The 26820-nt window shown below is 73.2% G+C and carries 32 protein-coding genes and 3 tRNA genes; 18 read left to right on the forward strand and 17 right to left on the reverse strand.

Features of this window, described 5'->3' with window-relative positions; translation table 11 throughout:
• The first annotated feature begins 114 nt into the window (after nt 1–114).
• The 3 genes from AC4H2H_RS05110 to AC4H2H_RS05120 all read left to right on the forward strand — a co-directional run bounded on the left by AC4H2H_RS05110 (nt 115) and on the right by AC4H2H_RS05120 (nt 2939).
• The gene (locus tag AC4H2H_RS05110) at nt 115–492 is read left to right on the forward strand and encodes a histidine kinase (protein WP_494369733.1); all 378 of its coding nucleotides are present in this window, start codon (nt 115–117) and stop codon (nt 490–492) included.
• A gap of 288 nt (nt 493–780) precedes the next feature.
• Nucleotides 781–2556, forward strand: coding sequence for a hypothetical protein (locus AC4H2H_RS05115; protein WP_494369734.1), 1776 nt, complete (start codon nt 781–783; stop codon nt 2554–2556).
• Nucleotides 2544–2939, forward strand: coding sequence for a hypothetical protein (locus AC4H2H_RS05120; protein WP_494369735.1), 396 nt, complete (start codon nt 2544–2546; stop codon nt 2937–2939). Before AC4H2H_RS05115 ends, AC4H2H_RS05120 begins: the two co-directional genes overlap by 13 nt.
• Nucleotides 2940–2997: 58 nt before the next feature.
• Here the strand turns inward: AC4H2H_RS05120 and AC4H2H_RS05125 are convergent, their stop codons facing one another.
• Genes AC4H2H_RS05125 through AC4H2H_RS05135 form a run of 3 tightly spaced genes read right to left on the reverse strand, consistent with a single transcriptional unit; the run spans nt 2998 to nt 4741 of the window.
• Nucleotides 2998–3459 (reverse strand): HEPN domain-containing protein, encoded by a 462-nt coding sequence (locus AC4H2H_RS05125; protein WP_494369736.1) that lies wholly within the window; start codon nt 3457–3459, stop codon nt 2998–3000.
• Nucleotides 3456–4064: a winged helix-turn-helix domain-containing protein gene (locus AC4H2H_RS05130; RefSeq protein WP_494369737.1), complete on the reverse strand. Its 609-nt coding sequence runs from the start codon at nt 4062–4064 to the stop codon at nt 3456–3458. The genes AC4H2H_RS05125 and AC4H2H_RS05130 overlap by 4 nt, the downstream gene beginning before the upstream one ends.
• 59 nt (nt 4065–4123) lie before the next feature.
• Complete coding sequence (locus AC4H2H_RS05135; protein ID WP_494369738.1) at nt 4124–4741, reverse strand: sulfate/molybdate ABC transporter ATP-binding protein; 618 nt, start codon at nt 4739–4741, stop codon at nt 4124–4126.
• On the opposite strand from AC4H2H_RS05135, the gene AC4H2H_RS05140 reads away from it, so the two are divergent.
• From AC4H2H_RS05140 to purM, 3 genes are all read left to right on the forward strand, one after another.
• Nucleotides 4736–4861, forward strand: a complete 126-nt coding sequence (locus tag AC4H2H_RS05140; protein WP_494369739.1) for a hypothetical protein — start codon at nt 4736–4738, stop codon at nt 4859–4861. The genes AC4H2H_RS05135 and AC4H2H_RS05140 overlap by 6 nt on opposite strands.
• A gap of 131 nt (nt 4862–4992) precedes the next feature.
• Nucleotides 4993–6540: an amidophosphoribosyltransferase gene (gene purF, locus AC4H2H_RS05145; protein WP_494369740.1), complete on the forward strand. Its 1548-nt coding sequence runs from the start codon at nt 4993–4995 to the stop codon at nt 6538–6540.
• Nucleotides 6541–6610: 70 nt separating this feature from the next.
• A complete protein-coding gene (gene purM / locus AC4H2H_RS05150) occupies nt 6611–7744 on the forward strand; it encodes a phosphoribosylformylglycinamidine cyclo-ligase (RefSeq protein ID WP_494369741.1) in 1134 nt (377 codons plus the stop codon).
• A 102-nt stretch (nt 7745–7846) separates the two neighbouring features.
• Here purM and AC4H2H_RS05155 read toward each other — a convergent pair whose 3' ends face one another.
• Nucleotides 7847–8056, reverse strand: coding sequence for a DUF3073 domain-containing protein (locus tag AC4H2H_RS05155; protein ID WP_483775484.1), 210 nt, complete (start codon nt 8054–8056; stop codon nt 7847–7849).
• Between the two features lie 382 nt (nt 8057–8438).
• Here AC4H2H_RS05155 and AC4H2H_RS05160 point away from each other — a divergent pair, with 382 nt between their 5' ends.
• The gene (locus AC4H2H_RS05160) at nt 8439–8651 is read left to right on the forward strand and encodes a BldC family transcriptional regulator (RefSeq protein ID WP_483775485.1); all 213 of its coding nucleotides are present in this window, start codon (nt 8439–8441) and stop codon (nt 8649–8651) included.
• Between the two features lie 16 nt (nt 8652–8667).
• Here AC4H2H_RS05160 and AC4H2H_RS05165 read toward each other — a convergent pair whose 3' ends face one another.
• The 5 genes from AC4H2H_RS05165 to AC4H2H_RS05185 form a co-directional block, all read right to left on the reverse strand.
• Complete coding sequence (locus AC4H2H_RS05165; protein ID WP_494369742.1) at nt 8668–8973, reverse strand: DUF3618 domain-containing protein; 306 nt, start codon at nt 8971–8973, stop codon at nt 8668–8670.
• A complete protein-coding gene (locus AC4H2H_RS05170) occupies nt 8970–9392 on the reverse strand; it encodes a phage holin family protein (protein ID WP_494369743.1) in 423 nt (140 codons plus the stop codon). The genes AC4H2H_RS05165 and AC4H2H_RS05170 overlap by 4 nt, the downstream gene beginning before the upstream one ends.
• A 222-nt stretch (nt 9393–9614) precedes the next feature.
• A tRNA-Phe gene (locus AC4H2H_RS05175) sits at nt 9615–9687 on the reverse strand.
• Between the two features lie 50 nt (nt 9688–9737).
• Nucleotides 9738–9811, reverse strand: a tRNA-Asp gene (locus tag AC4H2H_RS05180).
• A gap of 106 nt (nt 9812–9917) precedes the next feature.
• A tRNA-Glu gene (locus AC4H2H_RS05185) sits at nt 9918–9990 on the reverse strand.
• 124 nt (nt 9991–10114) lie between these two features.
• Between AC4H2H_RS05185 and AC4H2H_RS05190 the strand changes: the two genes are divergently transcribed.
• The 9 genes from AC4H2H_RS05190 (at nt 10115) to AC4H2H_RS05230 (ending at nt 17276) form a co-directional block, all read left to right on the forward strand.
• Nucleotides 10115–10459: a metallopeptidase family protein gene (locus AC4H2H_RS05190; RefSeq protein ID WP_494369768.1), complete on the forward strand. Its 345-nt coding sequence runs from the start codon at nt 10115–10117 to the stop codon at nt 10457–10459.
• A 45-nt stretch (nt 10460–10504) separates the two neighbouring features.
• Complete coding sequence (locus tag AC4H2H_RS05195; RefSeq protein ID WP_494369744.1) at nt 10505–10900, forward strand: ArsR/SmtB family transcription factor; 396 nt, start codon at nt 10505–10507, stop codon at nt 10898–10900.
• Between the two features lie 104 nt (nt 10901–11004).
• Entirely contained in the window at nt 11005–11937 is a 933-nt protein-coding gene (locus tag AC4H2H_RS05200; RefSeq protein ID WP_494369745.1) for a cation diffusion facilitator family transporter, read from the forward strand.
• 31 nt (nt 11938–11968) lie between these two features.
• The gene (gene galE, locus AC4H2H_RS05205) at nt 11969–12958 is read left to right on the forward strand and encodes a UDP-glucose 4-epimerase GalE (protein ID WP_494369746.1); all 990 of its coding nucleotides are present in this window, start codon (nt 11969–11971) and stop codon (nt 12956–12958) included.
• Between the two features lie 128 nt (nt 12959–13086).
• Nucleotides 13087–14016 (forward strand): phytoene/squalene synthase family protein, encoded by a 930-nt coding sequence (locus AC4H2H_RS05210; RefSeq protein WP_494369747.1) that lies wholly within the window; start codon nt 13087–13089, stop codon nt 14014–14016.
• On the forward strand, nt 14013–15692 hold the full coding sequence (gene crtI / locus AC4H2H_RS05215) for a phytoene desaturase family protein (RefSeq protein ID WP_494369748.1): 1680 nt from the start codon (nt 14013–14015) through the stop codon (nt 15690–15692). The genes AC4H2H_RS05210 and crtI overlap by 4 nt, the downstream gene beginning before the upstream one ends.
• Complete coding sequence (locus AC4H2H_RS05220; protein WP_494369749.1) at nt 15689–16069, forward strand: lycopene cyclase domain-containing protein; 381 nt, start codon at nt 15689–15691, stop codon at nt 16067–16069. The genes crtI and AC4H2H_RS05220 overlap by 4 nt, the downstream gene beginning before the upstream one ends.
• Nucleotides 16066–16410, forward strand: coding sequence for a lycopene cyclase domain-containing protein (locus AC4H2H_RS05225; protein ID WP_494369750.1), 345 nt, complete (start codon nt 16066–16068; stop codon nt 16408–16410). Before AC4H2H_RS05220 ends, AC4H2H_RS05225 begins: the two co-directional genes overlap by 4 nt.
• Entirely contained in the window at nt 16407–17276 is an 870-nt protein-coding gene (locus AC4H2H_RS05230; protein WP_494369751.1) for a prenyltransferase, read from the forward strand. The genes AC4H2H_RS05225 and AC4H2H_RS05230 overlap by 4 nt, the downstream gene beginning before the upstream one ends.
• 87 nt (nt 17277–17363) lie before the next feature.
• On the opposite strand, the gene AC4H2H_RS05235 is transcribed toward AC4H2H_RS05230, so the two are convergent.
• The 3 genes from AC4H2H_RS05235 to AC4H2H_RS05245 form a co-directional block, all read right to left on the reverse strand.
• Complete coding sequence (locus AC4H2H_RS05235; RefSeq protein ID WP_494369752.1) at nt 17364–18878, reverse strand: M15 family metallopeptidase; 1515 nt, start codon at nt 18876–18878, stop codon at nt 17364–17366.
• Nucleotides 18879–19004: a hypothetical protein gene (locus AC4H2H_RS05240; protein ID WP_494369753.1), complete on the reverse strand. Its 126-nt coding sequence runs from the start codon at nt 19002–19004 to the stop codon at nt 18879–18881.
• Nucleotides 19005–19239: 235 nt separating this feature from the next.
• Nucleotides 19240–19668 carry a hypothetical protein gene (locus AC4H2H_RS05245; protein WP_494369754.1) on the reverse strand — a complete coding sequence of 143 codons (429 nt, stop codon included), beginning with the start codon at nt 19666–19668 and terminating at the stop codon, nt 19240–19242.
• Between the two features lie 74 nt (nt 19669–19742).
• Here AC4H2H_RS05245 and AC4H2H_RS05250 point away from each other — a divergent pair, with 74 nt between their 5' ends.
• A complete protein-coding gene (locus AC4H2H_RS05250) occupies nt 19743–21296 on the forward strand; it encodes a mechanosensitive ion channel family protein (protein WP_494369755.1) in 1554 nt (517 codons plus the stop codon).
• Between the two features lie 53 nt (nt 21297–21349).
• On the opposite strand, the gene surE is transcribed toward AC4H2H_RS05250, so the two are convergent.
• The 5 genes from surE to AC4H2H_RS05275 all read right to left on the reverse strand — a co-directional run bounded on the left by surE (nt 21350) and on the right by AC4H2H_RS05275 (nt 24908).
• Entirely contained in the window at nt 21350–22117 is a 768-nt protein-coding gene (gene surE, locus AC4H2H_RS05255; RefSeq protein WP_494369756.1) for a 5'/3'-nucleotidase SurE, read from the reverse strand.
• Between the two features lie 44 nt (nt 22118–22161).
• The gene (locus AC4H2H_RS05260; RefSeq protein ID WP_494369757.1) at nt 22162–23124 is read right to left on the reverse strand and encodes a 1-phosphofructokinase family hexose kinase; all 963 of its coding nucleotides are present in this window, start codon (nt 23122–23124) and stop codon (nt 22162–22164) included.
• Nucleotides 23125–23153: 29 nt separating this feature from the next.
• Entirely contained in the window at nt 23154–23978 is an 825-nt protein-coding gene (locus tag AC4H2H_RS05265) for a glycerophosphodiester phosphodiesterase (protein WP_494369758.1), read from the reverse strand.
• Between the two features lie 74 nt (nt 23979–24052).
• On the reverse strand, nt 24053–24619 hold the full coding sequence (locus tag AC4H2H_RS05270) for a TIGR03086 family metal-binding protein (RefSeq protein WP_494369759.1): 567 nt from the start codon (nt 24617–24619) through the stop codon (nt 24053–24055).
• Between the two features lie 106 nt (nt 24620–24725).
• Entirely contained in the window at nt 24726–24908 is a 183-nt protein-coding gene (locus AC4H2H_RS05275; RefSeq protein ID WP_494369760.1) for a hypothetical protein, read from the reverse strand.
• Nucleotides 24909–25216: 308 nt separating this feature from the next.
• Between AC4H2H_RS05275 and AC4H2H_RS05280 the strand changes: the two genes are divergently transcribed.
• A complete protein-coding gene (locus AC4H2H_RS05280; protein WP_494369761.1) occupies nt 25217–26758 on the forward strand; it encodes a class I SAM-dependent methyltransferase in 1542 nt (513 codons plus the stop codon).
• The last annotated feature ends 62 nt before the right edge of the window (nt 26759–26820 follow it).

Here is a 26820-nt window from a genome sequence, read left to right on the forward strand (position 1 = left end):
GCCTACGCGCGCGCCCGACGCGGAGGAACGTCCCTCCGCGTCGGGCACAGCGGTCCGCGCGAGCAGAGCGACGGGTGGTGTGGGCTCTCAGGATCCGCGGGTATGGTCGTGCGCGTGAGCTCCGAGCAGTCGCCCGTGCCCGACGGCGCAGCCGCCGACACGTCCCCCGCGCCTGACGCCGTGGCGCCCGAGCAGACCCCAGCGGGCGCCCGCCCGGCGGACGAGGTCGAGATCGAGATCGAGACCGTCGTCGATCCCGTGACGGTCCGCCGCGCGCCGCGCTACGGCGCGTTCTTCACCGTGGGCGTCATCCTCGGCACGGTGCTGGGCCTCGGCATCGGCGGCGCCTGGCTGCAGTCGCCGGTCTCCGAGCCGGTGTTCAAGCCCGGTGTCTACTTCACGGTCATCGTCGTCACGTGCGCTGCGGTCGGCGCCGCCGTCGCTGGCCTGTGGGCCGTGATCGCCGACCGCCGGAGCCTACGCCGCCGCTGAATCACCTGGCACCTTCGTGGCAGGGAGAAATGGGCGCGCCCGTCAGCAGAAGCGCTGCTAACTTGCTCGGGTATGGGGGCAAGGCGAACACTTGAGCGAGGTCAGCCGCGCGTCGGAGGTCGTTGCCGAGACGTCGGCGAGCTGCCTGGTCATAGGCCGGTGACGCGCTCGTGGGCCTGGCGACTCATCCTCGCGGCACTCTTGCTCATGCTTGCTGCTCGGTCAGGGCGCCCCCGGAAGAATCCCGTGACCCCACGCGACGGCGGCTCGGGCGATCGTGCGACAGACATGCCACTCGTCCGCGTCCGACGTGCGGACGGCGAGGTAGCGGAGCTCTGCGGATCGTGCCTCGCCGCGGGGCCGCTTCGCGAGGGACGTAGAGACGCCGGGTTGTCGTTCGGCTGGGCCTTCTCACTGTCGATCGTCGGAGCATTCCTGCTCCTCATGATCGCGAATCTCACGTCCAGCACGCCGGGAGATCACGAGAAAGTCATCGACCAGACGTTCGCCGGTTGGGGAGCGTCCGGACCGCAGGCCGCGGAGGGTGACGTGCTCACGGCTCCATTCACGGTCCTCGCGGCGGTCGCCACCGTCGCCATCGCCGTGACCGTGTCCCTGAATCTCGTCGCCACGAGGGTGGGTCGGCTCGAGGAAGAGCAACGCGACAGTACGGGGGCCCTCGACGTCGAGGTCGTCCGCAAGTTGATATCCACGGACCTCCTACTACGCATCGAGCTCCTGGTGGCGGCCTCGTTCGCTGGTCTGGTCGGAGCGGTCGTCGCGTGGGAGTGGGTGAGTCCAGATACTTCACGCGTGCTCGTACTGGTCTTCTCCATGGCGCTCTACGTGTGGCTCCTTGCCGAGACCGCCTGGTGCTGGCGTGTCCGCGGAGCGGTCTCCGAAGGCATCGATCACGCGGTCGCCGCAGCACAGCAGGGTGCCTCCAGGGAATCGCTGGGCGATGCCGAGGGGATCGGGTCGAATCTCGTGTGGTGGATCGTCCTGCTGATGACCCCACCGCTCGTCCTCGCAGTGTTCGGCTTCACGACGCCAACCGAGCCCAAGCGCGAAGTCCCCTGGGAGGACTTTCTTCGCACGTCCTTCGCGAGCGGTGCCCTCGGAGTGTGCATCGCAGTCATGACCCGCGTCGCTCGATCTGTACCGCCCGCGATGGCCAAGGGCACACGGATCGTTGAGATCGGCGCCGCAGGGCTGCTGGGACTCGCGTGGGCGGCGATGGTCCTCGTGCTCATCGCTCCGTTCGGAGCAGAGCGCTCTGTCTCGGGGCGGCTCGAGGTGGTGCTCATTCTTCTGCTCGCCGTCACCGGCCCGGCACTCTTCATCGTGCGTGCGCTCGGATTCCAAGGGGTCGGGTGGCTCCGTGGTCTCGTGCGGGCGGATGTGGGTGTTGACCTGGCCGCGACGGTCAGGAGTCGTGAGAAGAGGATCCGTGGTGCCTCGCTACAGCGGCTCGTCGTCGCAGGCCTTCTGCTCGCCATCTCCCTCCTGCTCGGTCCACTGGCGGTCCTCGTCGTGGGACCGCCCGAGGGAGCCCAGGCGGGGCCGTGGTGGAGCCGCCCGCTCGGAGCGCTCATCGTCGGCTGCTTGGCTGTCTCGCTCGCACTCGTGATCAGCGCGGGTGCGTTGCTGTCGGAACGGGGGTTCGTTCGCACCTTCATGTTTGCGCTGGCGACATTCCTCAGCATCGGGGCAGGGCTGTACCCCGGCTTCCTGCTGTGGCATGACGGTGCAGCATGCGCGATCGTCATCGGGCTCGTGGTCGCAGTGGCTGGCGCTGCACTCGCCTGGGGTACCGCGGGATTCTGGCCCCGCGTCGGCTTCGGAGGTTTGGTCATCGACAGATACGACAGCCGAGTTCGCGCGGCCCAGCGTCGGGCGGGCCGTGACCAGGACGCGGCCCCGCGTCCGGCGAGGTGCGAGAGCGGCAACCCGGGTTGTGCCAATCACGACCAGGAGATGCTCAAGAACCAGGACGTCGCCGATCGGACGCGATGGGCAGATCTGCCTAGGGGTGGAAGAGGACCACGGTGGTGTCGGCGGTAGCGGTTCTCCTCGTCTTCGCGGCACTCGTCGGTGCCGCGCTGTGGCCAGTGCTGTGGCGTCGCGCGCCCGAGCGAGGTTTCCGGGCCGCGCTCGCGGCCGTCACCGTCGTGCTGATGCTGGCACTGATGCTCGTGCCGATGACGCCTCGCTCCGTCACGGTCGACGGGTCCCGGTACACGTGCATCGAGGAGCCGCTGGGCGGGCTGGACCGGGCGTCGTCGGACGCCACCGACGCGTGCGTCGACGCGAACTGGACGACCATCGTCCTCGTGCTCCTCGGGTGCGCGGTGCTCCTCGCGACCGGGCACCTCGTTCTTCGCCGACGAGCCCGCGCTGCCCGGGTGGCGGGGCCGCTCGGTGGCGACACGAGGCGGACGGGATAGCAACGAGCCCATTCTGGGAGCGATGTGCACCTCGGCTGAGGCGGTCGCGCGGAGGGCGTCAGTACTGCGGCATCTTGCCGAGCACCTTCGCGGCCACGTCGACGATGGCGTTGCACAGCGGGAGGTCGGCACGGACGTCGTCGCTCGTGGCTGGGAGCTCGTCGAGGTAGTCGCCTGCGTTGCGGGCGCGTCGAATGCGCGAATATGGGGCGAGGACCTGGCCCAGCGGTGGGTCGAGCTGGGCCCGGACTGCCTCGTGCACGCCTGTGTGTCCGGCCTTGCGGGTCGGACGGAGTCCTTGAGCGAGGAGCACGGCGGTCAGAGCCTTCCGGTTCGCGGCGTGCAGGGCGTCGTAGGCCAGCTCGACGTCGCTGTCAGCCAGGACCTCGGCCGAACGCAGGTGGGTGCGCGACCTCTCGATCAGCGCGACGGCAGACTCGAGGTTCACCGGTACGCGCTCGAGCTGCCCGGCATCGATGAGTTCGTCCACGGTCGCCCGGCCCTGCTCCCACGTGTTCATGAGGTACTCGCCGCCGGTTCACGGAGGGAGAGCTCGACCAGCGGATCGGAACGCACGCGGTCGATGAACGGCTCGCCGCGGTCGTGCCACCGCTCCGGGCTGACGTAGGTGACGTTCACCTCGCGGCCGAGCACGCTCTCCAGACCCTCGAGGGCCGTGTCGACCTCCCGACGCGAGGGTCGCCCGACGATCAGCACGTCGACGTCACCCGGTGGCCGACCAGGTACGCCGTGGTAGCGAGCCGCCCAGGAACCATGGACGAATGCGGTCTCGATACCGTCGACGCCGCGCAGTGCCTGTTCCACGACTCGGGGCGGCCCATAGGTGACCACCAACAGCTGACGGAGCGGTGCCGTCGCGGGGTTGTCGAGAGCGGGGCTCAACGTGACGGCTCGCCCGACACGATTCCCGTCCAAGAGTCCGGCCTCGAGCAGGCGCCGCACCTCACGCGAGACCGTGGCCTCGGGTTCATCGAGGATGCGAGCCAGGTCGGCGGCCGTGACGTGCTCCTGGGACGTGAGGACGTGCAGAAGTACCCGCGCCTGGAGGGCGGAGCGGAAGATCGGCAGTAGCGGAGGGGCGCCGGTTCTCACATGACGCACCATATCAGTCGTTAAACGAGTGGGTCATGCGGTGGCCCTCGCCCGTGCAGCCGCCCGCAGGATCACTCCCGCGCTTTGTGCCGCCCGCCAGCGACGAGCTCCCCGCTCAGGAGCGTGAGCCCCGGGAGCGAGGAAGCCAAGCACCGTGCCCGGACCTCGAACCCGACGCGCGTCGTGCGCGTCACGACGCCGGTCACGGCGGGCGCCGCGTCGTCCGCGCCCGCCGGCGCCCCGGCCGGGCGGGCGGACGCGCCCGGGCGCGCGACGCCGTCGGGCAGCAACCCGACGTGGATGTCGTGGGGCCGCACGAGGACGCCGCCGAGACGGGTGACCGGGCCGAGGAAGCCCATGGCGAAGTCGTTGGCGGGGCGGTCGTCGAGGTCGTCGGGCGTGCCGACCTGCTCGATGCGACGTTCGTTGACGACGACGATCTCGTCCGCGACCTCGAGCGCCTCCTCCTGGTCGTGGGTGACGAACGCGGTCGTCACGGGGATCTCGTCGCGCAGGCGGCACAGCCAGTCGCGCCGCTCCTTGCGGACCTTGGCATCGAGCGCGCCGAACGGTTCGTCGAGCAGCAGGACGCTCGGGCGGATCGCGAGGGCGCGCGCGAGCGCCATGCGCTGACGCTGACCGCCCGGGAGCTGCGACGGCAGCCGGTGGGCGAAGCTCTCGCGGTGCACGAGCCGCAGGAGCTCGTCGACACGCTCGGCGAGGACGAGCGGAAGGCCGACGACGAGGGCGCGACGGACAGCCGCAGGTCGAGCAGCGCGTTGACCAGCGCCTTGCCGGGAAAGTCGTAGCGCACGAGCAGCATCGAGATCCCGACGCCGAAGACGGTGCTGACCCTCAGCCTGCCGGACGAGATTCCAGCCGCAGCCACCCATGGCCGGCGCTTCGGCTCGGGCGGGCGTGCTGTGGGACACTGGGGTACGTGGCCCCCCGCGGAGATGGACTTCTCAACCACGACCTCATGCCCGGCGAGAAAGGCCCCCAGGACGCGTGCGGCGTCTTCGGCGTCTGGGCGCCCGGCGAGGAGGTCGCCAAGCTCGCCTACTTCGGTCTCTACGCCCTGCAGCACCGGGGGCAGGAGTCGGCCGGCATCGCCACCAGCAACGGTGAGCAGATCCTCGTCTACAAGGACATGGGACTCGTCTCCCAGGTGTTCGACGAGACGGCCCTCAACGCACTGACCGGGCACATCGCCGTCGGGCACTGCCGGTACTCCACCACGGGCGGCGTGACGTGGGAGAACGCCCAGCCGACGCTCGGGGCGACCGCCTCCGGCACGGTGGCCCTCGGGCACAACGGCAACCTCACCAACTCCGCGGAGCTCGTGAACCTCGTCGCCGAGCGCTACGGCAGCCAGCGCCGCGGCGAGCTCGCACGGGGCAACACCACCGACACCGCGCTCGTCACGGCGCTCTTCGCCGGCGACGCCGACCACACGCTCGAGGCCACCGCGCTCGAGGTGCTCCCGCGACTGCGCGGTGCCTTCTCGCTCGTGTTCATGGACGAGCGCACGCTCTACGCGGCGCGCGACCCCCAGGGCGTGCGCCCGCTCGTGCTCGGCCGGCTCGAGCGCGGCTGGGTCGTCGCGAGCGAGACGCCGGCCCTCGACATCGTCGGCGCGTCGTTCGTGCGCGAGGTCGAGCCGGGGGAGCTCATCGCGATCGACGCCGACGGGCTGCGGTCCCAGCGCTTCGCACCCATCGAGCGCGCCGGCTGCGTGTTCGAGTACGTCTACCTCGCCCGCCCGGACACGTCGATCAACGGCCGCTCCGTGCACGCGGCGCGCGTCGAGATGGGCCGTCAGCTCGCGCGTGAGCATCCGGTCGAGGCCGACCTCGTCATGCCGGTCCCCGAGTCGGGCACGCCGGCCGCCGTCGGGTACGCCGCCGAGTCGGGCATCCCGTTCGGCCAGGGCCTCACGAAGAACGCCTACGTCGGACGCACGTTCATCCAGCCGTCGGACACGCTGCGCCAGCTCGGCATCCGCCTCAAGCTCAACCCGCTGCGCGACGTCATCCGCGGCAAGCGGCTCGTCGTCGTCGACGACTCGATCGTGCGCGGCAACACCCAGCGCGCGCTCATCCGCATGCTGCGCGAGGCGGGGGCGGCGGAGGTGCACGTGCGCATCAGCTCGCCGCCCGTGAAGTGGCCGTGCTTCTACGGCATCGACTTCGCGTCGCGTGCCGAGCTCATCGCGAACGGGCTCAGCCCGGACGAGATCGGCCAGTCCCTCGGTGCCGACTCGCTCGGCTACATCTCCGCCGAGGGCATGATCGCCGCGACCGAGCAGCCGTCGTCGCAGCTCTGCACGGCCTGCTTCACCGGGAAGTACCCCATCGAGCTGCCGCCGGACGACCAGCTCGGCAAGCACCTCCTCGAGCAGGCCGAGCTCCCGCTCGGCGCGCCAGAGGACGGCCTGCGCAGCCTGTCCGTGACCTCCGGTGGGGCCGGCGCGCTCCAGCACCCCTGACCACAGCACCCACCGCACCACCGGCGTGCGCCGTGACGCGCCCGCCTCGATCCGCACAGGAGCCGACACCGTGACTGCCGACTCGCCCCAGACGGGCTTCACCTACGCCGCCGCAGGCGTCGACACCGAGGCCGGTGACAAGGCCGTCGAGCTCATGAAGGACGCCGTGCGCCGCACCCACGGGCCGCAGGTCCTTGGCGGCGTGGGCGGGTTCGCGGGCCTGTACGACTTCTCGGAGGTCGCGACCTACCGCCGGCCGCTGCTCGCGACGTCCACGGACGGCGTCGGGACGAAGGTCGCGATCGCGCAGGCGCTCGACGTGCACGACACGATCGGGTTCGACCTGGTCGGCATGGTCGTGGACGACATCGTCGTGGTCGGGGCCAAGCCGCTGTTCATGACGGACTACATCGCGTGCGGCAAGGTCGTGCCCGAGCGCATCGCGGGCATCGTGCGCGGCATCGCGGCGGCGTGCGAGGTCGCGGGCACGGCGCTCGTCGGCGGCGAGACCGCGGAGCACCCGGGGCTCCTCGGCGCGGACGAGTACGACGTCGCGGGTGCGGCCACGGGCGTCGTCGAGGCCGACGCGCTGCTCGGTCCGGACCGCGTGCGCGAGGGCGACGTGCTCGTCGCGATGGCGTCGTCGGGCCTGCACTCCAACGGCTACTCGCTCGTGCGCGCGGTGCTCAAGCACGCCGGCTGGGGCCTCGAGCGGCACGTGGACGAGCTCGGGCGCACGGTCGGCGAGGAGCTCCTCGAGCCGACGCGCGTCTATGCGAGCGACTGCCTCGCCCTCGCCGCGGACGACGCGGCGCAGGTCCACGCGTTCACCCACGTCACCGGGGGAGGCCTCGCCGCGAACCTCGCGCGCGTGCTTCCCGCCGGGCTCGTCGGCGTCGTGGACCGGGGGAGCTGGGACGTGCCGCCGGTGTTCCGCCTCGTCCGCGAGCTCGGCGGTGTGCCGCGCGGCGACCTCGAGAACACGCTCAACCTCGGCGTCGGCATGGTCGCGGTCGTCGGGTCCGACGGCGTGGACGCGGCGCTCGCACGGTGCACTGCGCTGGGCGTGCCGGCCTGGGTGCTCGGCTCCGTCGAGGCCTTCGACCCGTCGGCGCACGCCGACGTCGCCGACGGCGATCTCGTGGCCGGCACGAAGGGCGTGCAGGCCGGCGCCGTGCGCCTGATCGGTGACTACCGCGCCTGACGCGTCAACGGACGACGCCGCCGCCTGCGCGGGCAGGCGGCGGCGTCGTCGTGAAGATCAGGCGTGACCCGCGCGTGACGGGACAGGGTGGGGGGACGACCGTCAGCGGTCGTCGGACCAGCCGTTGTAGCGCTGGTCGTAGCGCTCGAGGTCCTCCGAGGACTCGGCGCCGAAGCGAGAGTCCGTCGCGACATCCGTGTGGCTGTGACCGGTGAGCTCCTGCTCGAGCGCACTGTAGTTCGTCTCGGGGCTGTAGTACTTCAGCGCGCGAGCGACCTTGGTCTGCTTTGCCTTCTGACGGCCGCGGCCCATGGCTCCGACCCCCTCAACGTAGAAGCGGAGCGGCAACGTGCTGAAGACGTGCGGCCCCGGGGTGTAGTTTCGTCTGTTCAGGGTCCAACGCTACATGGTCAGGGGCTATTCCATCTACTCGGAACCCCCTGTCGGGGCCCGGAAGTGCACACCGTCACACACTCTCCACGTCCGCCGGTCCGCAGGTGGATTCGGCAGACGAGGCGGGCGGACCGCGAGCCGCACGGGCGCCTATCCGGCCTTCCGACCATAGGGCCCCTAATTCACCCGTCCGTCAAGTCGCCCGAAATCCGCATGCTGCGACAATGGACTGTACTGCGTCGTGCTGTCGTCGTGTTCCGGGGGCCTGCCGGACCAGCGCGTACCAGGAGGAGGTGTCGTGATGTCCATGCACGGAGAGTCCGAGGTCCTGCTCACCCCTGCCGAGGTCGCCAGTCTCTTCCGCGTCGACCCCAAGACCGTCACGCGCTGGGCGAAGGCCGGCAAGCTCTCGTCGATCAGGACGCTCGGTGGGCACCGTCGCTACCGCGAGTCCGAGGTCCGTGCGCTGCTCGGCGCCGCGAGCGAGCCCGCAGAGGGCAGCGACAAGGGCTGACGGCGCGCGCCGCCGTTCAGGAGCGGCGGCGCAGCACTGCCGCCGCCACGAGCGCGACGCCCGCCACGACGGCCCCGAGCAACAGCTTGACGTTGCGCGACCGGTCGGGGTCCTCCTCGGGCAGGCCGCCCCCCGTGAGGAAGGCTCCCGTGTCGGTCGCCGCCTGCTTGGCCTGGTGCGCCGCCTGCTTCGCCTGGACCCGCGGGTCCAGGCGCGTCGTGAGCTCGTCGATGGTCCCGGCGAGCTCGGCCCGCGTCCGGGCGATGTCGTCCTCGAGCTGGCTCTGGGACATCGGAGGTGTCGTGGCCTCGGATCCGCTCACGGGCGCAGTCCTTCCTTGATGGTCGCGACGTCTTCCTTGATGCTGTCGACCGCCGTCGTCGGTGTCGGGGGGACGCCGCGCTGCAGCTGCTTGACCCCGACGAACGCGAGCGTACCGGCGACGAGGACGAGCACGAGGCCGACGATCAGGGCGGCGAGCCACAGCGGCATGACGGTCGCGAGCCCCTCCATCGCGGAGTGGAACAGGAACCCGAGGCCGTAGAGGACCAGGACCCCGCCGACGACGAGCAGCCCGATGCCGATGCCGGCGTGCTTGGCCTTGGTGGTGAGCTCGGCCTTCGCGAGCGCGATCTCCGACCGGACGAGCCGGGTCGCCTGCTCGGAGAGGCGCTCGACGAGCTGCCCGACCGTCGGCTTCTGCTCCTCGGGCGGGACGCGCCCGTCGATCCAGTCGCTCATCTCTCAAGCCCTTCCGCAGAGGATCCCAGCCCCACTCAACCGGCACCGGAGACGGCGCGCAACTCACCGCGACGGACGGAGGGGGTGGATGACGTGCGCCGACGCCCCCGGCCGACGACGCACGGGGTGCACGAACCGGCCCGCGGACGGGCGCACGCACGGGCACGCACGGGCACGACGAACAAGACCCCCGCCCGGTCTCCCTGGCGGGGGTCTTCGATGTGGCTCCGACCGGCGTCGATCCGGTGACCTTTCGATTTTCAGTCGAACGCTCTACCAACTGAGCTACAGAGCCCTGACGCGAGAGCCCGGCCGGCCGATGCCGACCGGGCTCTTCGCCTCGCGCGACCCTGACGGGACTTGAACCCGCGACCTCCGCCGTGACAGGGCGGCGCGCTAACCAACTGCGCTACAGGGCCTAGATGATCCGTGCGGTGACCCGCTTTCGAACCGAGAGGATCGTACCGTACCGATGACCCGATCCGTAAATCGGCTGGTGATCACCGGTCCCGACGCGATCCCGCGTACCCCCAACGGGATTCGAACCCGTGCTACCGCCGTGAAAGGGCGGGGTCCTAGGCCGCTAGACGATGGGGGCGAAGGAACGTCGGCCAGTGTACAGCGGGTGGTCCGTGGAGCGCGGTCGCTGCCGGCCCGGGCCGGCGACGTCGGCCGTGGACCGGCGACGACCGCGGCCGGGGGAGGATTGTCGCGTGGTGGAGATGACGAGGGACGAGTTCGAGGACGCCGTGCGCGACGGGCTGGACCTCGTCCCGCCCGACCTCGCCGCCCAGATGGACAACGTCGTCGTGCTGGTCGAGGACGACGCCCCCGACGACGACCCCGAGCTGCTCGGGCTCTACGAGGGCGTCCCGCTCACCGAGCGCGACCATCACTGGGCCGCGGGATCGCTGCCGGACCGCATCACGATCTTCCGCAACCCGACGCTCGCGATCTGCGAGACGCGCGAGGACGTCGTCGAGGAGGTCGCCATCACGGTCGTGCACGAGATCGCGCACCACTTCGGGATCGACGACGACCGGCTGCACGCGCTCGGCTGGGGCTGACCGGCGGCCCGAGGGCCGGCGGGCGGTGCCGGATAGCATCGGACCATGACGACGGGTGCGCACGTCCGGCACGCCACGCGGGCCACCGATCGGGCCGCCGCGCAGCCGCTGCACGACGGACCGCACGAGGGTGGGCACGATCACGAGGCGGTCGCGCGGCTCCTGCACGCGCTCGCCGAGCCGAGCCGTCTCGCCATCGTCCATCTCCTCTCGGGCGCCGAGCGGCGGGTCGTCGACCTCACGCGCGACCTGGGGCTCGCGCAGTCCACGGTGTCCGCGCACCTGACGACGTTGCGCGAGGTCGGGGTCGTCGCGGTCCGTCGCGAGGGCCGCTCGTCGTGGTACCGCCTCGTGCGTCCGGAGGTGGCGCACCTGCTCGCCGACGCGGAGAACGTCGCGCTCGCGCCGGCGCCGCCGTCGGGCGAGCAGCTGCCGGCCTGACGCGAGCGCGCGGTCTCCGCCCTGGACTTATCGATCGAGGGCGATATCATCGGTGAACGACGATGATTTGAGCGTCGTGTCGACCGAGGGCTGAGGAGTGCGGGATGGGTGCCGGGCACGACCACGGTGGGGGCTCCGGCGGCGTCGCGGCGCCCGACCATCGCGCGCGGCTAGCCGTTGCGTTCGGTGTCACGGCGACAGTGCTCGTGGCCCAGGCCGTCGGCGCGGTGCTGACGGGCAGCCTCGCGCTCCTCACCGACACGGCGCACATGCTCACGGACGCGACCGGCCTGCTCGTCGCGCTCGTCGCCGCGTCGCTCGCGCTCCGGCCTGCGACGAAGCAGCGGACCTGGGGCTGGCGTCGCGTCGAGGTCCTGGCGGCGCTCGCCCAGGCGACGATCCTGCTCGCCGTCGGCCTGTACGCGCTGGTCGAGGGTGTCCGGCGACTGCTGGAGCCCCCGGACGTGCCGTCGTCGGAGCTGCTCCTGTTCGGCGTCGTGGGCCTCGTGGGCAACGTCGTCGCGATCGCGGTGCTCGCCTCCGGCCGGCGCGCGAACCTCAACCTGCGCGCCGCCTTCCTGGAGGTGCTCAACGACGCGCTGGGCTCGGTCGGCGTGATCGTCGCGGCCGTCGTCATCGCGACGACGGGCTACCAGCGCGCCGACACGATCGCCGGGCTGTTCATCGCCGCCCTCATCGTCCCGCGCGCGTTCCGGCTCATGCGGGAGACGGCGGGCGTCCTCCTGGAGTTCACCCCGAAGGGACTGGACCTCGACGAGGTCCGGGCGCACATCCTCGCGCTCGACCACGTGGAGGACGTCCACGACGTGCACGCGTCGACCGTGGCGTCGGGACTGCCGACGATCTCCGCGCACGTCGTCGTGGACGACGCGTGCTTCCACGACGGGCACGCGCTCGACATCGTCGAACGCGTGCGGTCGTGCGTCGCGCACCACTTCCCCGTCTCGATCGAGCACTCGACGTTCCAGGTCGAGACCGCGAGCGTGCGCGACCGCGAATCGTACGGGCACGCCTGAGCGCCTCACGCGCCGCACTAGGCTGGCCGCCATGACGATCCTCGTGACCGGCGGAGCCGGGTACATCGGCGCGCACGTGGTGCGCCTCCTGCAGGAGCGCGGCGAGAAGGTGGTCGTGGTCGACGACCTGAGCACGGGCCGCGCCGACCGCGTCGGCGACGCCGAGCTCGTGCAGCTCGACGTCGCGTCGCCCGAGGCGGTCGACGTGCTGACCCGCACGCTCACCGAGCACGAGGTGCGCGCCGTCGTGCACTTCGCGGCGCGCAAGCAGGTCGGCGAGTCCGTGGAGAAGCCCGCCTGGTACTACCAGCAGAACGTCGGCGGGTTCACGAACCTCGTCACGGCGATGCAGGCGGCGAGCGTCGACCGGCTCGTCTTCTCCTCCTCGGCCGCGACGTACGGCATGCCGTCGGTCTCGCTCGTGGAGGAGAAGCTGCACGCGGAGCCGATCAACCCGTACGGGGAGACCAAGCTCGTCGGCGAGTGGCTGGGGCGCGCGGCCGGGCGGGCGTGGGGGCTGCGGTTCGTCGCGCTGCGGTACTTCAACGTCGCGGGCGCCGGCTGGCCCGACCTGGGCGACCCGGCCGTCCTCAACCTCGTGCCGATGGTGCTCGACCGCCTCGAGCGCGGCGAGCAGCCCAAGATCTTCGGGGACGACTACCCGACGCCCGACGGCACGTGCCTCCGCGACTACATCCACGTGCTCGACCTCGCGCACGCCCACCTCGCGGCGCTCGGGTACCTCGACGCCGACGAGCGCCCGTTCGACGTCTTCAACGTCGGGACCGGCCAGGGCTCCTCGGTGCGCGAGGTCATCGACGAGATCGGGCGCGTGAGCGGCCTCGACGTCACTCCCGAGGTCCTGCCGCGCCGTGCGGGCGACCCGCCGCAGCTCGTCGGCGACCCGCGCCGCATCAACGAGCTGTTCGGCTGGCACGCGACGAACGGGCTGCCGGAGATCATCTCCTCGGCCTGGGAGGCGTGGCAGGCCGGACCTCGGCGGATCGACGTCGGCCCCTGAGCGGGAGCGGTTCCGACGCACGTCGGACGCCTGCGCAGATGTGAGCGGCGCCACTCTGTGAGACCCTGATGCTCAGCATGCTGAGTATCGTCGAGGAAGGCCTCGACGCAGGGAGACGGGATGGTGGCGTGAACCGCGAGAACGACCCGGTACGGCTGTACGACCTGACGGCCGCGCGGACGAGCCGGGTGGTGCTCTCGGCCTACTCGACCTCGTTCGGCCTCGGCGCGCGCCTGCTCGACCCGCAGACCCGCGACGGCATCCATGCCGTGTACGGCCTCGTGCGGATCGCCGACGAGGTCGTGGACACCCGTCGTGGCGACGGCGCGGCGCAGCTCCTCGACGAGCTCGAGGCGGAGACGTCCCGGGCGCTCGAGCGAGGGTGGTCCACGAACCTCGTCGTGCACTCGTTCGCGCGGACGGCGCGCCGCTGCGGGATCGGGCACGCCGAGGTCGACCCGTTCTTCGACTCGATGCGTACGGATCTCACGGTGCGCGTGCACGACCGCGAGAGCTACGAGCGCTACGTCTACGGCTCGGCCGAGGTCGTCGGACTCATGTGCCTCGCCGTGTTCCTCAACGCCCACCGCCGGCGGGGGGAACCCCTGCGGGTCGCCGAGCCGTGGGTCGTCGCCGGAGCGCAGGCGCTCGGCGCCGCCTTCCAGAAGATCAACTTCCTGCGCGACCTGCGCACCGACCACGACGAGCTCGGGCGGCGCTACCTGCCCGGCGTCGAGCCGGACCGTCTGTGCCGGCGCGACGTCGACGACTTCTGCCGCGAGGTGCGGACCGACCTCGCGACCGCCCGCGCGGCGCTGCCCGGCCTTCCCGTGCGCGCGCGGATCGCCGTCGCGGCGACCCTCGCGGTCTACGAGCGCCTGCTGGCACGGCTCGCGGCGACCGCCCCGGCGGACATCCTCGACGCCCGGGTACGCGTCCCCGACCCCGTCAAGGTGGCGTTGGCGGCACGGGCGGCGGGCGGCCAGCTGGTCGGCCAGCTCGCGTCCGCGCGCCGCGCGGCGCCGAGCTCTCGGACGAACGCGCGGGTGGTGGTGTGAGGGCGTCGCGCGTCGTCGTCGTCGGGGGAGGGATCGCCGGGCTCGCGACGGCCGCGCTGCTCGCGCGCGGCGGCGCCGCCGTGACGCTGCTCGAGCGCCACGACACCCTCGGTGGTCGTGCGGGCACCCTCGAGGTCGACGGGTTCCGGTTCGACACCGGGCCGTCCTGGTACTTCATGCCCGAGGTCTTCGAGCACTTCTTCGCGCTCCTCGGCGAGAGCCTGGAGGACCACCTCGATCTCGTGCGCCTCGACCCGGCGTACCGGGTGTTCTTCGAGTCCGACCCCGACGACGGCTCGCACACCGCGCCGCTCGACGTCGTGGCGGACCGTGCCGCGAACGCGGCCCGCTTCGACGCGCTCGAGCCGGGGGCGGGCGCACGGATGGGCGCCTACGCCGACGAGGCGAGCGAGGCGTACCGGCTCGCGCTCGACCATTTCCTCTACACGACGTTCGAGCGTCCGGAGCGCGCGCTCTCGCCGGCGGTGCTCCGCCGCCTGCCGCGCCTGGCCGGGCTGCTGCGCGAGTCGCTGGCCGACCGGACCGCCCGGACCGTCGACGACGCACGGCTGCGCCAGGTCCTCGGCTACCACGCGGTGTTCCTCGGGTCCTCGCCCTACCGCGCGCCCGCGCTCTATTCCCTCATGAGCCACCTCGACCTCGTCGACGGCGTGCGCTACCCGCGCGGCGGCATGTACACCGTGATCGAGGCGATCGCCGCGCTCGCGCGCGACGAGGGTGTGGACCTCCGGACCGGCGCGGACGTCGTCGGGATCGAGGTGCAGCCCGGTGCCCGACGGCGCGGGCGGACCACGGGCGTGCGGCTCGCCTCGGGCGAGGTGGTCCCCGCCGACGTCGTCGTGGCCGCCACCGACCGGCACCACACCGAGACGGCGCTCCTCGCCCCCGAGTGGTCCGACCGCCCCGCCCCGTGGTGGGAGGACAAGGGGCCGGGCATCTCCGCGCTGCTCGTCCTGGCCGGGGTCCGGGGCGAGCTGCCCGAGCTCGCGCACCACTCGCTGTTCTTCGCGCGCGACTGGCCCGGCAACTTCGAGGCGGTGCTCGGCCGGGACGCGGGGAGCGACGTGCGCGGGCTGCGCGTGCCCGAACCGGCGTCGCTCTACGTGTCGCGGACCTCGGCGACGGACGGGCCGTCGTCGGACCGGCCCGCGGCACCCCCGGGCCACGAGAACCTGTTCCTCCTCGTCCCCTTCCCGGCCGATCCCGCGCTGGGCGCGGACGAGCCGTCGCAGCGGACGATCGAGGCGCTCGCGGACCGCTACCTCGCGCAGGTGGGCGCGTGGGCGGGGATCGACGACCTGCCGGGCCGGGTCGTCACGCGGCGTGTCCTCGGCCCGGCGCACTTTGCGGACGAGCTGTCGGCGTGGCGGGGGAGCGCGCTCGGGATGGAGCACACGCTGCGGCAGTCCGCGTTGTGGCGGCCCGGCAACGCGTCGCGCCGCGTCGACGGGCTGTACCACGCGGGCAGTGGCACGATCCCCGGTGTGGGTCTGCCGATGTGCCTCATCAGCGCGGAGCTCGTCGCGAAGCGGCTGCTCGGCGAGACCTCTGCACGCCCGCTGCCCGCGCCGTTGCGCCCCGGGTTCCTCGCGGCGAGCCGACGTCCCGGACGCCTGCGGCCCGGTGGCCCGGTGCGGGCGGGAGTCCGGCGATGACCGGCCTCGCCTACCTCGGCGCGCTCTGCGTGTCCCTGGGCGGGATCGCGGTCGTCGACCGGCGGTTCGGGCTCGCGTTCTGGCACGACTGGCGGCGGGCCGCGCTCACGGTCGGCCTCGGCGTCGTCGGCTTCCTCGCGTGGGACGTCGCGGGCCTGGCCCTCGGCATCTTCGCGCGCGGCGAGAGCCCGTGGATGACCGGCCTCCTCCTCGCGCCCGACCTCCCGGTCGAGGAGGCGGTGTTCCTCACGCTGCTGTGCTACGTCGCGCTCGTGGTGTGGCGCTGGTTCGAGCGCGTGGTGCGGGCCCGGCGCGACGTGGCCGCGCGGACCACGACCCCGGCCGCGGGTGCGCCCCGGAACCGGGAGGGCCGATGACGAACATCGTGCTCAACGTCCTCGTGCTCGCGGTGCTGGTCGCCGTGTCCTGGCGCGTGCTGCGCCGGCTCTCGGCGAGCGCGCTCGTGCGGACCGCCGTCGTGCTGTGCGTGCTCACGCTCGTGTTCGACACCCTGATGATCGCGGCCGACCTGTACGTCTACGACCCCGACAAGATCATCGGTCTCTACCTGTGGGGGGCGCCGGTCGAGGACTTCGCCTACGCGATCGCCGCCGCGCTCGGCATGCCCGTGCTCTGGACGGTGCTCGGTGACCGACGGCGGGCGCCCGGCGCGGAGCCCGCGACACGCGCCGGGGGCGGCGACGGGGAGGTGCGGTGAAGGAGGTTCTCGCCGCGTCGCGTCCGTTCTCGTGGGTCAACACCGCCTACCCCTTCGCGGCCGCGTACCTCGTCGCGACCGGTGGCAGGGTCGACCTCGCGCTCGTCGTCGGGACGCTCTACTTCCTCGGGCCGTACAACCTGCTCATGTACGGCGTCAACGACGTGTTCGACTACGAGAGCGACCTGCGCAACCCGCGCAAGGGCGGGATCGAGGGCGCGCTCGCGGACCCCGCCACCGCGCGGGCGACCCACCGGCGCATCCTCGTCGCGTGCGTCGTGACGAACGTGCCGTTCCTCGTCGCGCTCCTCGCGCTCGGGGATGTCCTCGCGGGCGTCGTGCTCGCGCTCGTGGTGCTCGGCGTCGTCGCGTACTCGGCACCCGGCCTGCGGTTCAAGGAGCGCCCGTTCCTCGACTCGTTCACCTCGGCGGTGCACTTCGTCGGCCCGCTCCTGTACGCGCTCGTGCTCGTGGACGCCGACCTCGGCTCCCGGACCGTGTGGCCCGTGCTCGTCGGGTTCGTGCTGTGGGGCATGGCGTCGCACGCGTTCGGCGCGGTCCAGGACGTGCGCGCGGACCGCGAGGGCGGCATCGCGTCCGTCGCGACGGCGGTCGGCGCCCACGCGACCGTGCTCGCGGCGGCCGCGGCCTACGTGGCGGCGGCGGCCGTGCTCGCCCTCGTCCCGTGGCCGGGGGTGCTCGCCGCGCTGCTGCCGCTCCCGTACGCGGCGAACGTGCTGCGGTTCCGCGACGTGCACGACGACGACTGCGAGCGCGCGAACGCGGGCTGGCGCACGTTCCTGTGGCTCAACCTCGTCACGGGATTCCTCGTGACGATGCTGCTCCTCGCGGTCACCCTCGCCTGACGGCCCGGCGTCCCGGAGCTGACGACGGCCCCGGTCCGCGAGGTCGTCGCGGTGCCGGGGCCGTCGTGACCGGGAGGTGGCCGATGCTCAGGAGATGTCGCCGTACTCCCAGTGCCACGGCTCGTTCTTCGAGCCGCCGGCGCGCGCCCACTCGGGGTTGTCCCAGCCGTAGGCCGGCGCGTTGGCGCGCATCCACTCGTACTGCGCGGTGCCGTAGCCCTGGATGCCGCCACCGAGGTCGAGCGCGAGCGCCCAGCCGTGGTTCGACATGCCGGGCGGCGCGGCGAAGTACCCGCGCGAGGCCTTGACCGCGACCTGCGAGGAGTACGAGCGGTACGAGTCCGTCACGGAGAAGTTCACGCCGAACGCCTCGCGGTACTTCACGTTGAGCGCCTCGATCTGGTGCGCGGCGTCGCAGCGGAGCTGCTCGCCGGGCGCGAACGACAGCTCGCACAGCGCGCTCGCGGGGATCTCGCCGTTGCCGTAGCCGGCGGTGGACGCCGCCCACTGGGCGAGCTGCGCGGCGACCTCCTCGGCCGACGGCGGCCCTGGCACGACCTGGACGGCGACACCCGCGCGGGCGGCGTCGAGCAGCGTGCTCAGCTCCGTCGTCAGCGCGGCGATCTCTTCGGTCGTCGGTGCGGGCGCCTCGGCCGTCGTGGCTCCCGCCGCAGGCTCCGCGGTCGCGTCCGTGGCGGTCGGGGAGGGCGTGGCGGCGGTCGGGTCGGCCGCCGCTGCGGCGTCGTCCCCGGTCGCCGGGACGTCGTCCGCAGCGGTGGCCTGGTCGTCGGCGTTCTCGCCCGCGGGCCGACCGGTGTCCGTCGCGGTCCCGGTGACGTCCTCGGCGTCCTGTCCGTCGGCCGCGCCCGTGAGCGACGGCACGGGCGCGGTGAGGTCGGCGAGGGGCGTGCGCGCCGTCGAACGGCTCGCACGCTCCGAGGTGCGCTCGGCGAGCGGAGCGGGGTCGGCCGCGAGCGCGGCGACACCGTCCGGCTCGCTCGCGGTGTCCTCCGGGCTCGTCGTCTCGTCGTCCGCGGGCTCCGGGGCGAGCGCTGCGCCGCCCGAGAGGGCGCCGGGGGTCGTGGCGTCGGTCGTGGTGCCGGCCGCGGTGACGGCCTCGCTGAGGCGGGCGCGCGTCTGCTCCAGCTGGGCGACCTGCTCGGGCGTGAGCGCCGCCGCGCCCTCGCCCGCCATGTACTCGGCGCGCACGAGCACGTCGCTCGCTGCCTCGACGGTCGCGGGGTCGGCCGGGACGACCGGGGTCCCGAGCGAGGGGGTGCCGAACGCCGTGCTACCGGCCCCCGTGGCGGTCGTGGTGCCGCTCGCGGAGACGTCGGAGGACGTCGACGGACCGAGGGAGGCGGTCGCCACGCCCGCGGCGGCGCCGTCGGTGAGGGCGGCCGCGGCGGTGGTCGCGGTGAGCGCGACGGTCGCGACGGCCGCGCCGACGCCGAACGCGGAGCGTCGGGCGCGGTGCACGTCGCGGGGCGACTCACGCGGCAGCTCGCGGGGCACGGCGCGAAGAGCGCTGTGGGCGCCCCGGCGGGCGGCGGTGGTCAGGACGGAGGTGAGCGAGGCCCGGCTCGCGGAGTGGCGCCCCATCTAGCGCGCCTCGCCGGGAGCGGCGAGCCGCGTGTCGGGCAGGGTCGTGAGCTGTGCAGTGGTCAAGGCGGACGATCCGATCATCGGGTCGTGGTCGCGGACGGCGAGGCGCGGCAGCGCTTCCATCCCTGGTCCACCGGCGCGGGACGAAGCGCTGGTGTGACCACGACGGCGTGCGGTCGAGGCGGGACGCACGGGCCCTCGCACCACGACGCCGGCAGGCCTGGTCGCACGGTGGACCACGGAAGCCTGTCGGCTGTTCCATCTTCAACTAGACATGTGTCCAACCCGGCACCGTTCCGGGGTGAAGCCTCGCGAATGGCGTGGAGAGCGTGTGGCCGGAGCGTGAAGACGGTACGTCTCACACGTCCTGCGCACCGCCGTCGCCGGCGCTCGCGGCGACGAGCGCGAGCAGGGCGCGGGCGTAGGCGTCCGCGGCGTCCGCCGCCGCGAAGGTGGCGACGTCGTCGAGCACCTCGGTGTGCACGACGTACCCATCAGGGGTCCGTTCGAGCCGGCGGAAGGTGCCGCCGAGGAGCTCGCGCAGCTGGTCCTCGAGCGGGTGCCACAGCGCGTCCTCGATCGCGACGGAGTCGAGCGCCCACTCCGTGGTGCCGTTGAAGCCGAGCACGACCCCGGTGTCGAACTCGTGCGGCTCGATCGTCATGTCGCTGACCGTGAAGACGTCGCCGGCGGCCCCGGTCGCGACGAGGCGGAAGCGGTCGCCGGAGACGGGCGACCACCGCAACCCGGCGTCGCGCAGGGCGAGGGCGAGCTCCCACGAGATCATGCGGGCCACGCTAGGCCTGCGACGGGCGTCGCGCGCGCCGCGCCGTCGGCCACGGCCCTGCATAGCCTGGAGCGATGGAACCGGAGCTCGAGACCACGACCGACGTCCTCGTGACCCTCGCCGCGGCCGCCGGCGGGATCCTCGTGGCGTTCGCGCTCGGCACCGTGGTCTCGGCGATCGTGCGGCGGGCGGGCCGTCGCAGCGAGCTCGCGCGCGACCTGTCGCGGCGGCTGCGACGTCCGGACCGTGCGGTCCTGATGGTGGTGGCGGTGTGGGTCGCGGTGCGTCTCACGACCGACGGCGGGACGCCGTGGCTGCCCCTGGTCGAGCACCTGCTGCTCATCGCACTCATCGTCGTCGCGGCATGGTGGGTCGGGGCGATCGCGTTCGTCCTCGAGGACTCGGCGCTCCAGCGCTACCGCATGGACACCGAGGACAACCGGCACGCGCGCCGCGTGCGGACGCAGATCACGGTCCTGCGCCGGCTCACCGTCGCGGTGATCGTCGTGTGCGCGATCGCCGGCGTCCTGCTCACGTTCCCGGAGGCGCGCACGGCGGGAGCGAGCCTCCTCGCCTCGGCCGGACTCATCTCGATCGTCGCGGGCCTCGCGGCCCAGACCTCGCTCGCGAACGTCTTCGCCGGCATGCAGATCGCGTTCACCGACGCGATCCGTGTCGACGACGTCGTCGTGCTCGAGGGCGAGTGGGGGCGGATCGAGGAGATCACGATGACCTACGTCGTGGTGCACCTGTGGGACGACCGCCGCCTCATCATGCCGTCCACCTACTTCGCGACGACGCCGTTCCAGAACTGGACCCGTCGCGCGGCCGACCTGCTGGGGACGGTCGAGCTGGACCTCGACTTCGAGGTGCCGGTGGGCGAGATGCGCGCCGAGCTCAAGCGGCTGCTCGGCCTCACGGACCTGTGGGACGAACGCGTCGGCATCCTCCAGGTGACCGACGCGGTCGGCGGCCTCGTGCGCGTACGCGCCCTCGTCAGCGCGCGCGACGCGCCCACGTTGTTCGACCTGCGCTGCTTCGTGCGCGAGGGGCTCGTCGACTGGCTCCAGCGCGCGGCGCCCCAGGGTCTCCCACGCACGCGCCTCGAGGGTGCGGCGTCGGCGCCGCCCGAGGACGTGGCCGTGGCGCCGCCCGACGACGCCGGGCGGGCACCGGACGAGGCACCCGTCGCGCCCGCCCGGCCCCCGCGACTGCCCCCGGACCGCGGCGCGCGCCGAGCGGACGCGCCCGTCGTGGTCGGCACCGTCCGCCGGGCGGGTCGCGGTGCCGGTGCGGCGCCGAGCGACGACCCGACGCGGCTCGTCGGCGTCGTCGCGTCGCCCGGGCCGTCCGACCGCCCGGCCACGGACGGCGGGACCAGGGTGCTGCCCGTCGTCGGGCCGGACGGGCCTCGGGACGAGAGCGTGCCCGAGGCGGCGGAGTCCGCGTTCTTCAGCGGGAGCGCGGAGGGCGAGGAGCGGTCGCGCACGTTCGCGGGCCCGGGCCAGGACGTCATCGACGAGCGCGAGCGCACGGCCGAGCACGGCGTCGTGCAGGACGAGGACGGCCACGGCGACGCACCCGACGCCGCCGAGCACGGGGACGGCGACCGCCGAGCACGGGACTGACGACCGGGGTCGACCCGGTCGACGATCCCGGGCTCGCCGGTCGGCGCGGTGCGTCAGGGGAGGTCGGGGATCTCGACTGCGGTGTCCCAGTAGGGCGCGACGAGCAGCGTCGCGGTGGCCCAGCCGCGCGTGAGCAGACCGGCGTCGGAGTCGGGCTCGGAGTGCCGCTCGGTGCCCGAGTACTGCAGGACGAGGTGCCGCTCGCCGTCCTCGTGGATGTTCGCCTGCACGAGGCCGAACGTCGCGAGCGGCGCCTGGCGCAGGCCGCGGAGCCGGTCGGGCGGGACGTCGGGCACGTTGACGTTCACGGTCCGGCGCGCGGCGGGGGTCAGGTCGCGCGGGACCGCGTCGAGCCACCCGAGGACGTGGTCGGTGACGAGCCGCGCCGTCTCCCAGTGCCGCGGCTCGGCGGCATCGACCGAGACCGCGATCGACCGGATCCCGTGCGTCATCGCCGAGAGCGCCGCACCGACCGTGCCGGAGTGCAGGATCGCGTTGCCCGTGTTCGCGCCCTTGTTGACCCCGGAGAGCACGAGGTCCGGCTTCGGGCCGAACCCGCCGAAGGCCGCGACGAACGCGATGAGCGCGGGGGCGGCACGCACCGCGAAGGAGTCGACGCCGTCGGGCAGGCCGGGAGCCTGCCGTGCCTCGACCGCGAGCCGGCCGTCGCGCTCGGCACCCAGCAGCGACGCGCTGGCGCCGGAGGACTCGCGGGCAGGGGCGGCGACGACCACCTCGTAGCCCGCGGCGAGCGCAGCCCCGGCGAGCACGGCCAGCCCGGGGGAGTCGATCCCGTCGTCGTTGGTCACGAGCGCACGCACGATGTCCTCCTAGGGTTCGGGCCGGGTGGGTCGGGTCGGGCGCGTCACGTCACCTCGCGCACCGTCACGCGCCGCGCGAAGCGCTCGATCTGGTCCCGGCGCCCGGTCCCCAGGCCCCGCCGCGTGACGTTGAGGGCGCCGGCCGCGGCGCCGAGACGGACGGCGTCGGGCAGCTCGAGACCGCGCCCCAGCCCGACCGCGATCCCGGCGGTCATCGAGTCGCCCGCGCCGCGATGGTCCACGGTCGTGACGCGCGGCGTCGTGACCCGGTACGTGTGCTCTCGCGTCACGAGCAGCGTGGGGTCCTGGGCGCGGGAGACGACGACGGCGCGGGGGCCCGAGTCGACCATCCCGCGCGCCGACGCGAGGAGGGACTCCTCGGAGTCGTCGTCGCTGAAGCCGCCGTCGACGAGCTCCTCGTGGCTCATCTTGAGCACGACCCCGGGGGCGTCGCACACGGCGCGCGCCTGCTCGGCGGACAGGTCGGCGACCACCTGCCGGTCCGAGGCGTCGAGGTCGTGCGCGAGCCGGCGGAAGAACGACGCGGGCACCCCGACGGCCGTCTCCGACCCGGTGAGGATGGTCACCGCGGCGTCGAGGGCGCTGACGAGCACCGTGCTGTACAGGTCGTCGACCTCGTGCCGGTTGAGCGGGTACGGGTCCATCGTCACGACCTCCGAGCGGTCGCCGCTGCGGCGGTCGTGGATGAACGCCCCGTTGCCGCCCGTGCCGACGGCCCGCAGCTCGAGGTTCTCGGCCCGGGCGAGGTGCGCGGCGACCGTGCCGGTCTCGCCGCCGAACGGCCCGCAGACCACGACGCGAGCCCCGAGGGAATACGCCATGCGGCCGAGCCACAGTCCCTGCCCGCCTGGGTGGACGTGCACCTCCGGGGACGTCTCGTGCGGGCCGGCGGGCTCGATCTCGATCGTCAGCAGCGGGGTGAGCGCCAGCACGCACACCGTGGGCGCGCGGATCTCGTCCTTCAGCGCGACCGCGGAGGAGCTCATCCGACGAGGCTAGGGCCGCGGTGGATGGTTCACCCGTCGAGCGCCGCCGGACTGCCGTCCCCGGCGGTCCGCGCGGCGAGCCAGCCGGCGAGCCGGTCGGGCCGGTCGGTGACGACGCCGTCGACGCCGAGGCCCACGAGGTCGGCCCACGCCGCGGGCTCGTTCGCCGTCCACACGAGGGTGCGCAGCCCGGCGTCGTGGAGCGTGGCGACCAGTCCCGGCTCGTGCGCGAGCAGCGCGACCTCAGGGTTGCACGCGACCACACCGAGGTCCGCGCACACCGCGAGGAGCTCGTCGTCGCTGTCCGGGCGCAGCGCGAGGAGCAGTGCCCGGTCGAGGTGACCCGCGGCGTCACGCAGCGCCGCCACGGTCTGCGGCCAGAACGACTGCACGACGACGCGGTCGGCCAGGTCCGCGTCGTCGACCTGCTTCGTCACGAGCAGGACGTCCTGCGGCGACCACACGCCCTTGAGCTCGACCAGCAGGTCGACGCCGGGGCGCTCGGCCACGAGGCGGGTCACCTCGTCGAACGTCGGTATTCGCTGCCCGGCGAACGCCCGCGAGAACGTCGCGCCGGCGTCGAGCGCGCGCACGGCCTCGAGCGTGAGGTCGCTGACGCGGCCCGTGCCGTCCGTCGTCTCGTCCACGGTGTCGTCGTGGATCACGACCACGTGCCGGTCCGCGGTGAGCCGCACGTCGAGCTCGATCGCGTCGGCGCCCGCGCGCCAGGCCGCCTCGAACGCCGCGAGCGTGTTCTGCGGTGCGACGGACGAGTTCCCCCGGTGCGCGACGACGAGCGGGCGCCCGCCGCGGTCGGCCACCGGTGCGAGCAGGGGACGGTCGTGAACGGCCACGTCGTCAGTCTGACCGGCGAGCCCGGCGCGCGCTACGGGTGCCGCGCGTCGTTCGGCGAGCGTTCACGTGCTCGTCAACGTCGACGGCCGGTCAGGGCGAGCAGGCGCGTGAGGTCGTCGGCATCTTCCGAGGCGCCGACGTCGAGCGGGCCGCGGAACAGCGGCGGCCCGAGGAGCGTCGACCGCGACTCCGCGTAGTGCAGCGCCCACGCGACCAGCGCCGGGTCGAGCTCCTCGTCGGCCCCCGTCGCCCGCGCGAGGTCCCAGGCGTGGACCACGAGGTCGAACGTCAGCTGCGCGCAGTACTCCGCCGCCGACTCGTCGCCGTAGGACAGGTGCACCCAGCGGTCGAGGGCGTCGGGCGCGAGGAACGCCTCGCGCGCCTGCACCGACGCGTCGACCCACCGGTCGACGGGGTCGTCACCGAGCACGTCGCCGTCGAAGACGCCGCCGACGTCCGCGACCCACCGGCCCTCGAGCAGCTCGGGCGCCCAGAGCTGCTCGCTGGTCAGGTGGTTGACGAGGTCCCGGACGGTCCAGTCGGTGTCCGGGGTGGGCAGGGTCCACTGGTCGTCGCGCAGAGGTCGCACCAGAGCGTCGACGGCGCCGATCGCGTCGCCGTGCGCGGCGAGGACGTCCATGCGGTCACTCCCGTCGTGGTCGGGGTCGTCCTCCCACCGTGGCACGGCTCGCCGCGACCGGCTCGGCGAGGGGCCGTCGTCGGACCGGACGCCTCGACCCGGAGGCTCAGGCCCGGGTCACGAGCCCGACGACGAGCGCGATCAGGCCCCAGATCGTCAGGCCGCCGCCGACGGCGATCGCCGTCCCGCTCGCCCCGGTGGACCCGCCCCGGCGCGCGCCACGGGCGGCCAGCGCGACGATCGCGAGGCCGGACACGACGAGCGCAGCCCCTACGACGATCCAGAACATCGCGCTCACCGTGCCACAGGTCAGGGTGGTTGCGCATGGCGACGCGCGTCGTACGGCGCAAGGCCCTGGGCGTCCGCCCGCTGCGCGGGCGGCATCCTGCCGTTCCCGTCCCCGCACCTTCTCGCAGAGCGAACACCGGGCGGGCCCGGGTTGCGCCGGAGCGTCGCGAGCCGTCACCGTGTGCGCGTGCCCCGAACCCCCGAGCCCTCGGCCTCCCCGTCCTCAGCTCCCACGACGACCGCGCCCGAGCCGGCACCCGTGCGCCGGATCCTGTCCCCGGCCGACATCACGTCGTCACCCGCTACCAGGTGGACTACCTGCGCGCCCTCCGCGCGGGCCTCGTGCGCGACCTCGACGGGCGTCCGGTGCGGTGCGCGCCCGACGTCGAGGTCGTGTGGATCGTCACCTCGGCGAACCACCAGGGCACGCGTCGCAACCCCTTGCCGGGCCACCGGCGTGAGGCGCTGGTCGAGAACGTGAGCGTGCGGGAGGGGCTCGCGTCCGTCGTCGTGCCCGTGCCGGACGTGGCGCCGAACGCCCGCTTCCCCCACCTGGTGGTGACGAGCGTCGCGACCGCGACGGGGGTCGCGCCCGACCCGGCGGACACCGTCGTCGCGTGCTCGACGCCCGCCCTCGTCGCCGCCTACCGCGAGCTCGGCTACCGCGTCGCGGGGGTCGAGCTCGACGTCGTGGGGGACGGGCAGGACGCTGACGTCCCGGCGCGGCCGTGGGACGTCGTCGAGCTGATCGCCGCAGGTGACGAGCGCTGGCGCGAGGTCGCGCACCCGGCGGTGCCCGATTTCTACGCGCGCTACGGGTTCGTCGACGAGGTGCGGCGCGTCTTCGCGGACCCCGTCGTCTCGGGTGACGGCGACCTCACGACGACGCGCGACTACCGCACCTATGCGGCCGCGTTCGAGGACGCCTCCGCGCGCAAGTGGGCGCAGGTCGCGCCGCACGTCCGCCCCGGCCGGGTCGTCGACATCGGCTGCGCGACGGGCGGGCTCCTCGAGCACGTGGCGCGCGAGCCGCGCCTGCACGAGTCCGACCTGTTCGGCGTCGACGTCGCGCGACACCTCGTGGCCGAGGCCGAGCACAAGAAGGCGCAGGGCGTGTTCGCGAACCCGAACGTGTGGTTCGTGCAGGCGAACATCCTCGACCGCTCGGTCATGCCCGAGGCTTCGGTCGACACGACCCTGACGATCGCGCTCACGCACGAGGTGTCGTCGTACGGCGACGGCGTCCGTGACGTCGAGACCTTCGCGCGCCGCGTCCACGAGCACACCCGGCCCGGCGGGGTGTGGATCAACTCGGACGTGTGCGGCCCGGCGGAACCGGATCGCGTCGTCGTGCTCACGCTGCGCACCGACGACGGCGCCGCGGCCACCGGGGCCGGTCCGGGCGGGGCGCGCCCGGACCTCGACGACCTCGCGCGCGAGGATGTCGCCGCCTGGGTCGGGTCGCTGTCCACCGACGCGCGGCTCGTGCAGTTCGCGCACGACTTCCCGCGCCTGTCCGGTGCGGCGTTCGCGCCCGAGCGGACCGGTCCGGGCACGTGGCGGCTCACGCTGCGCGAGGCGATGGAGTTCTGCACGCGCAAGGACTACGTGGACAACTGGCTGTCCGAGTGCCACGAGCGGTTCTGCGACCTGACCGGCCCGCGCTGGGCGGCGCTGCTGCACGGCGCCGGGTTCGTGCTCGACCCGGGCAGCGGCGCGTGGCGCAACGACTGGCTCGTCGAGCACGCGTTCGCGCCCGTCGCGACGCTGCACGACGCCGTGACGGGCGAGCCGGTGGACTGGCCGGACACCCACGTCCTCACCGTCGCCCGCCGACCCGAGCTCGCCTGACCGCGAGGAAAGACCTGCCGAGGTAGAACCCTGGTCGGCCGAGGTAGAACCGTGGTCATGTC

The sequence above is a fragment of the Cellulosimicrobium sp. BMG9.22 genome, assembly GCF_059159975.1.

Bases quoted from the DNA above. Each gene is read 5' to 3' on its own strand.
- AC4H2H_RS05115 (WP_494369734.1), top strand. From the start codon at position 781: ATGCCACTCGTCCGCGTCCGACGTGCGGACGGCGAGGTAGCGGAGCTC.
- AC4H2H_RS05125 (WP_494369736.1), bottom strand. From the start codon at position 3,459: ATGAACACGTGGGAGCAGGGCCGGGCGACCGTGGACGAACTCATCGAT.
- AC4H2H_RS05130 (WP_494369737.1), bottom strand. From the start codon at position 4,064: ATGGTGCGTCATGTGAGAACCGGCGCCCCTCCGCTACTGCCGATCTTC.
- AC4H2H_RS05155 (WP_483775484.1), bottom strand. From the start codon at position 8,056: ATGGGCCGCGGCCGTCAGAAGGCAAAGCAGACCAAGGTCGCTCGCGCG.
- AC4H2H_RS05160 (WP_483775485.1), top strand. From the start codon at position 8,439: ATGTCCATGCACGGAGAGTCCGAGGTCCTGCTCACCCCTGCCGAGGTC.
- AC4H2H_RS05170 (WP_494369743.1), bottom strand. From the start codon at position 9,392: ATGAGCGACTGGATCGACGGGCGCGTCCCGCCCGAGGAGCAGAAGCCG.
- AC4H2H_RS05190 (WP_494369768.1), top strand. From the start codon at position 10,115: ATGACGAGGGACGAGTTCGAGGACGCCGTGCGCGACGGGCTGGACCTC.
- AC4H2H_RS05195 (WP_494369744.1), top strand. From the start codon at position 10,505: ATGACGACGGGTGCGCACGTCCGGCACGCCACGCGGGCCACCGATCGG.
- AC4H2H_RS05200 (WP_494369745.1), top strand. From the start codon at position 11,005: ATGGGTGCCGGGCACGACCACGGTGGGGGCTCCGGCGGCGTCGCGGCG.
- galE (WP_494369746.1), top strand. From the start codon at position 11,969: ATGACGATCCTCGTGACCGGCGGAGCCGGGTACATCGGCGCGCACGTG.
- AC4H2H_RS05220 (WP_494369749.1), top strand. From the start codon at position 15,689: ATGACCGGCCTCGCCTACCTCGGCGCGCTCTGCGTGTCCCTGGGCGGG.
- AC4H2H_RS05225 (WP_494369750.1), top strand. From the start codon at position 16,066: ATGACGAACATCGTGCTCAACGTCCTCGTGCTCGCGGTGCTGGTCGCC.
- AC4H2H_RS05235 (WP_494369752.1), bottom strand. From the start codon at position 18,878: ATGGGGCGCCACTCCGCGAGCCGGGCCTCGCTCACCTCCGTCCTGACC.
- AC4H2H_RS05240 (WP_494369753.1), bottom strand. From the start codon at position 19,004: ATGGAAGCGCTGCCGCGCCTCGCCGTCCGCGACCACGACCCGATGATC.
- AC4H2H_RS05245 (WP_494369754.1), bottom strand. From the start codon at position 19,668: ATGATCTCGTGGGAGCTCGCCCTCGCCCTGCGCGACGCCGGGTTGCGG.
- AC4H2H_RS05250 (WP_494369755.1), top strand. From the start codon at position 19,743: ATGGAACCGGAGCTCGAGACCACGACCGACGTCCTCGTGACCCTCGCC.
- AC4H2H_RS05260 (WP_494369757.1), bottom strand. From the start codon at position 23,124: ATGAGCTCCTCCGCGGTCGCGCTGAAGGACGAGATCCGCGCGCCCACG.
- AC4H2H_RS05270 (WP_494369759.1), bottom strand. From the start codon at position 24,619: ATGGACGTCCTCGCCGCGCACGGCGACGCGATCGGCGCCGTCGACGCT.
- AC4H2H_RS05275 (WP_494369760.1), bottom strand. From the start codon at position 24,908: ATGTTCTGGATCGTCGTAGGGGCTGCGCTCGTCGTGTCCGGCCTCGCG.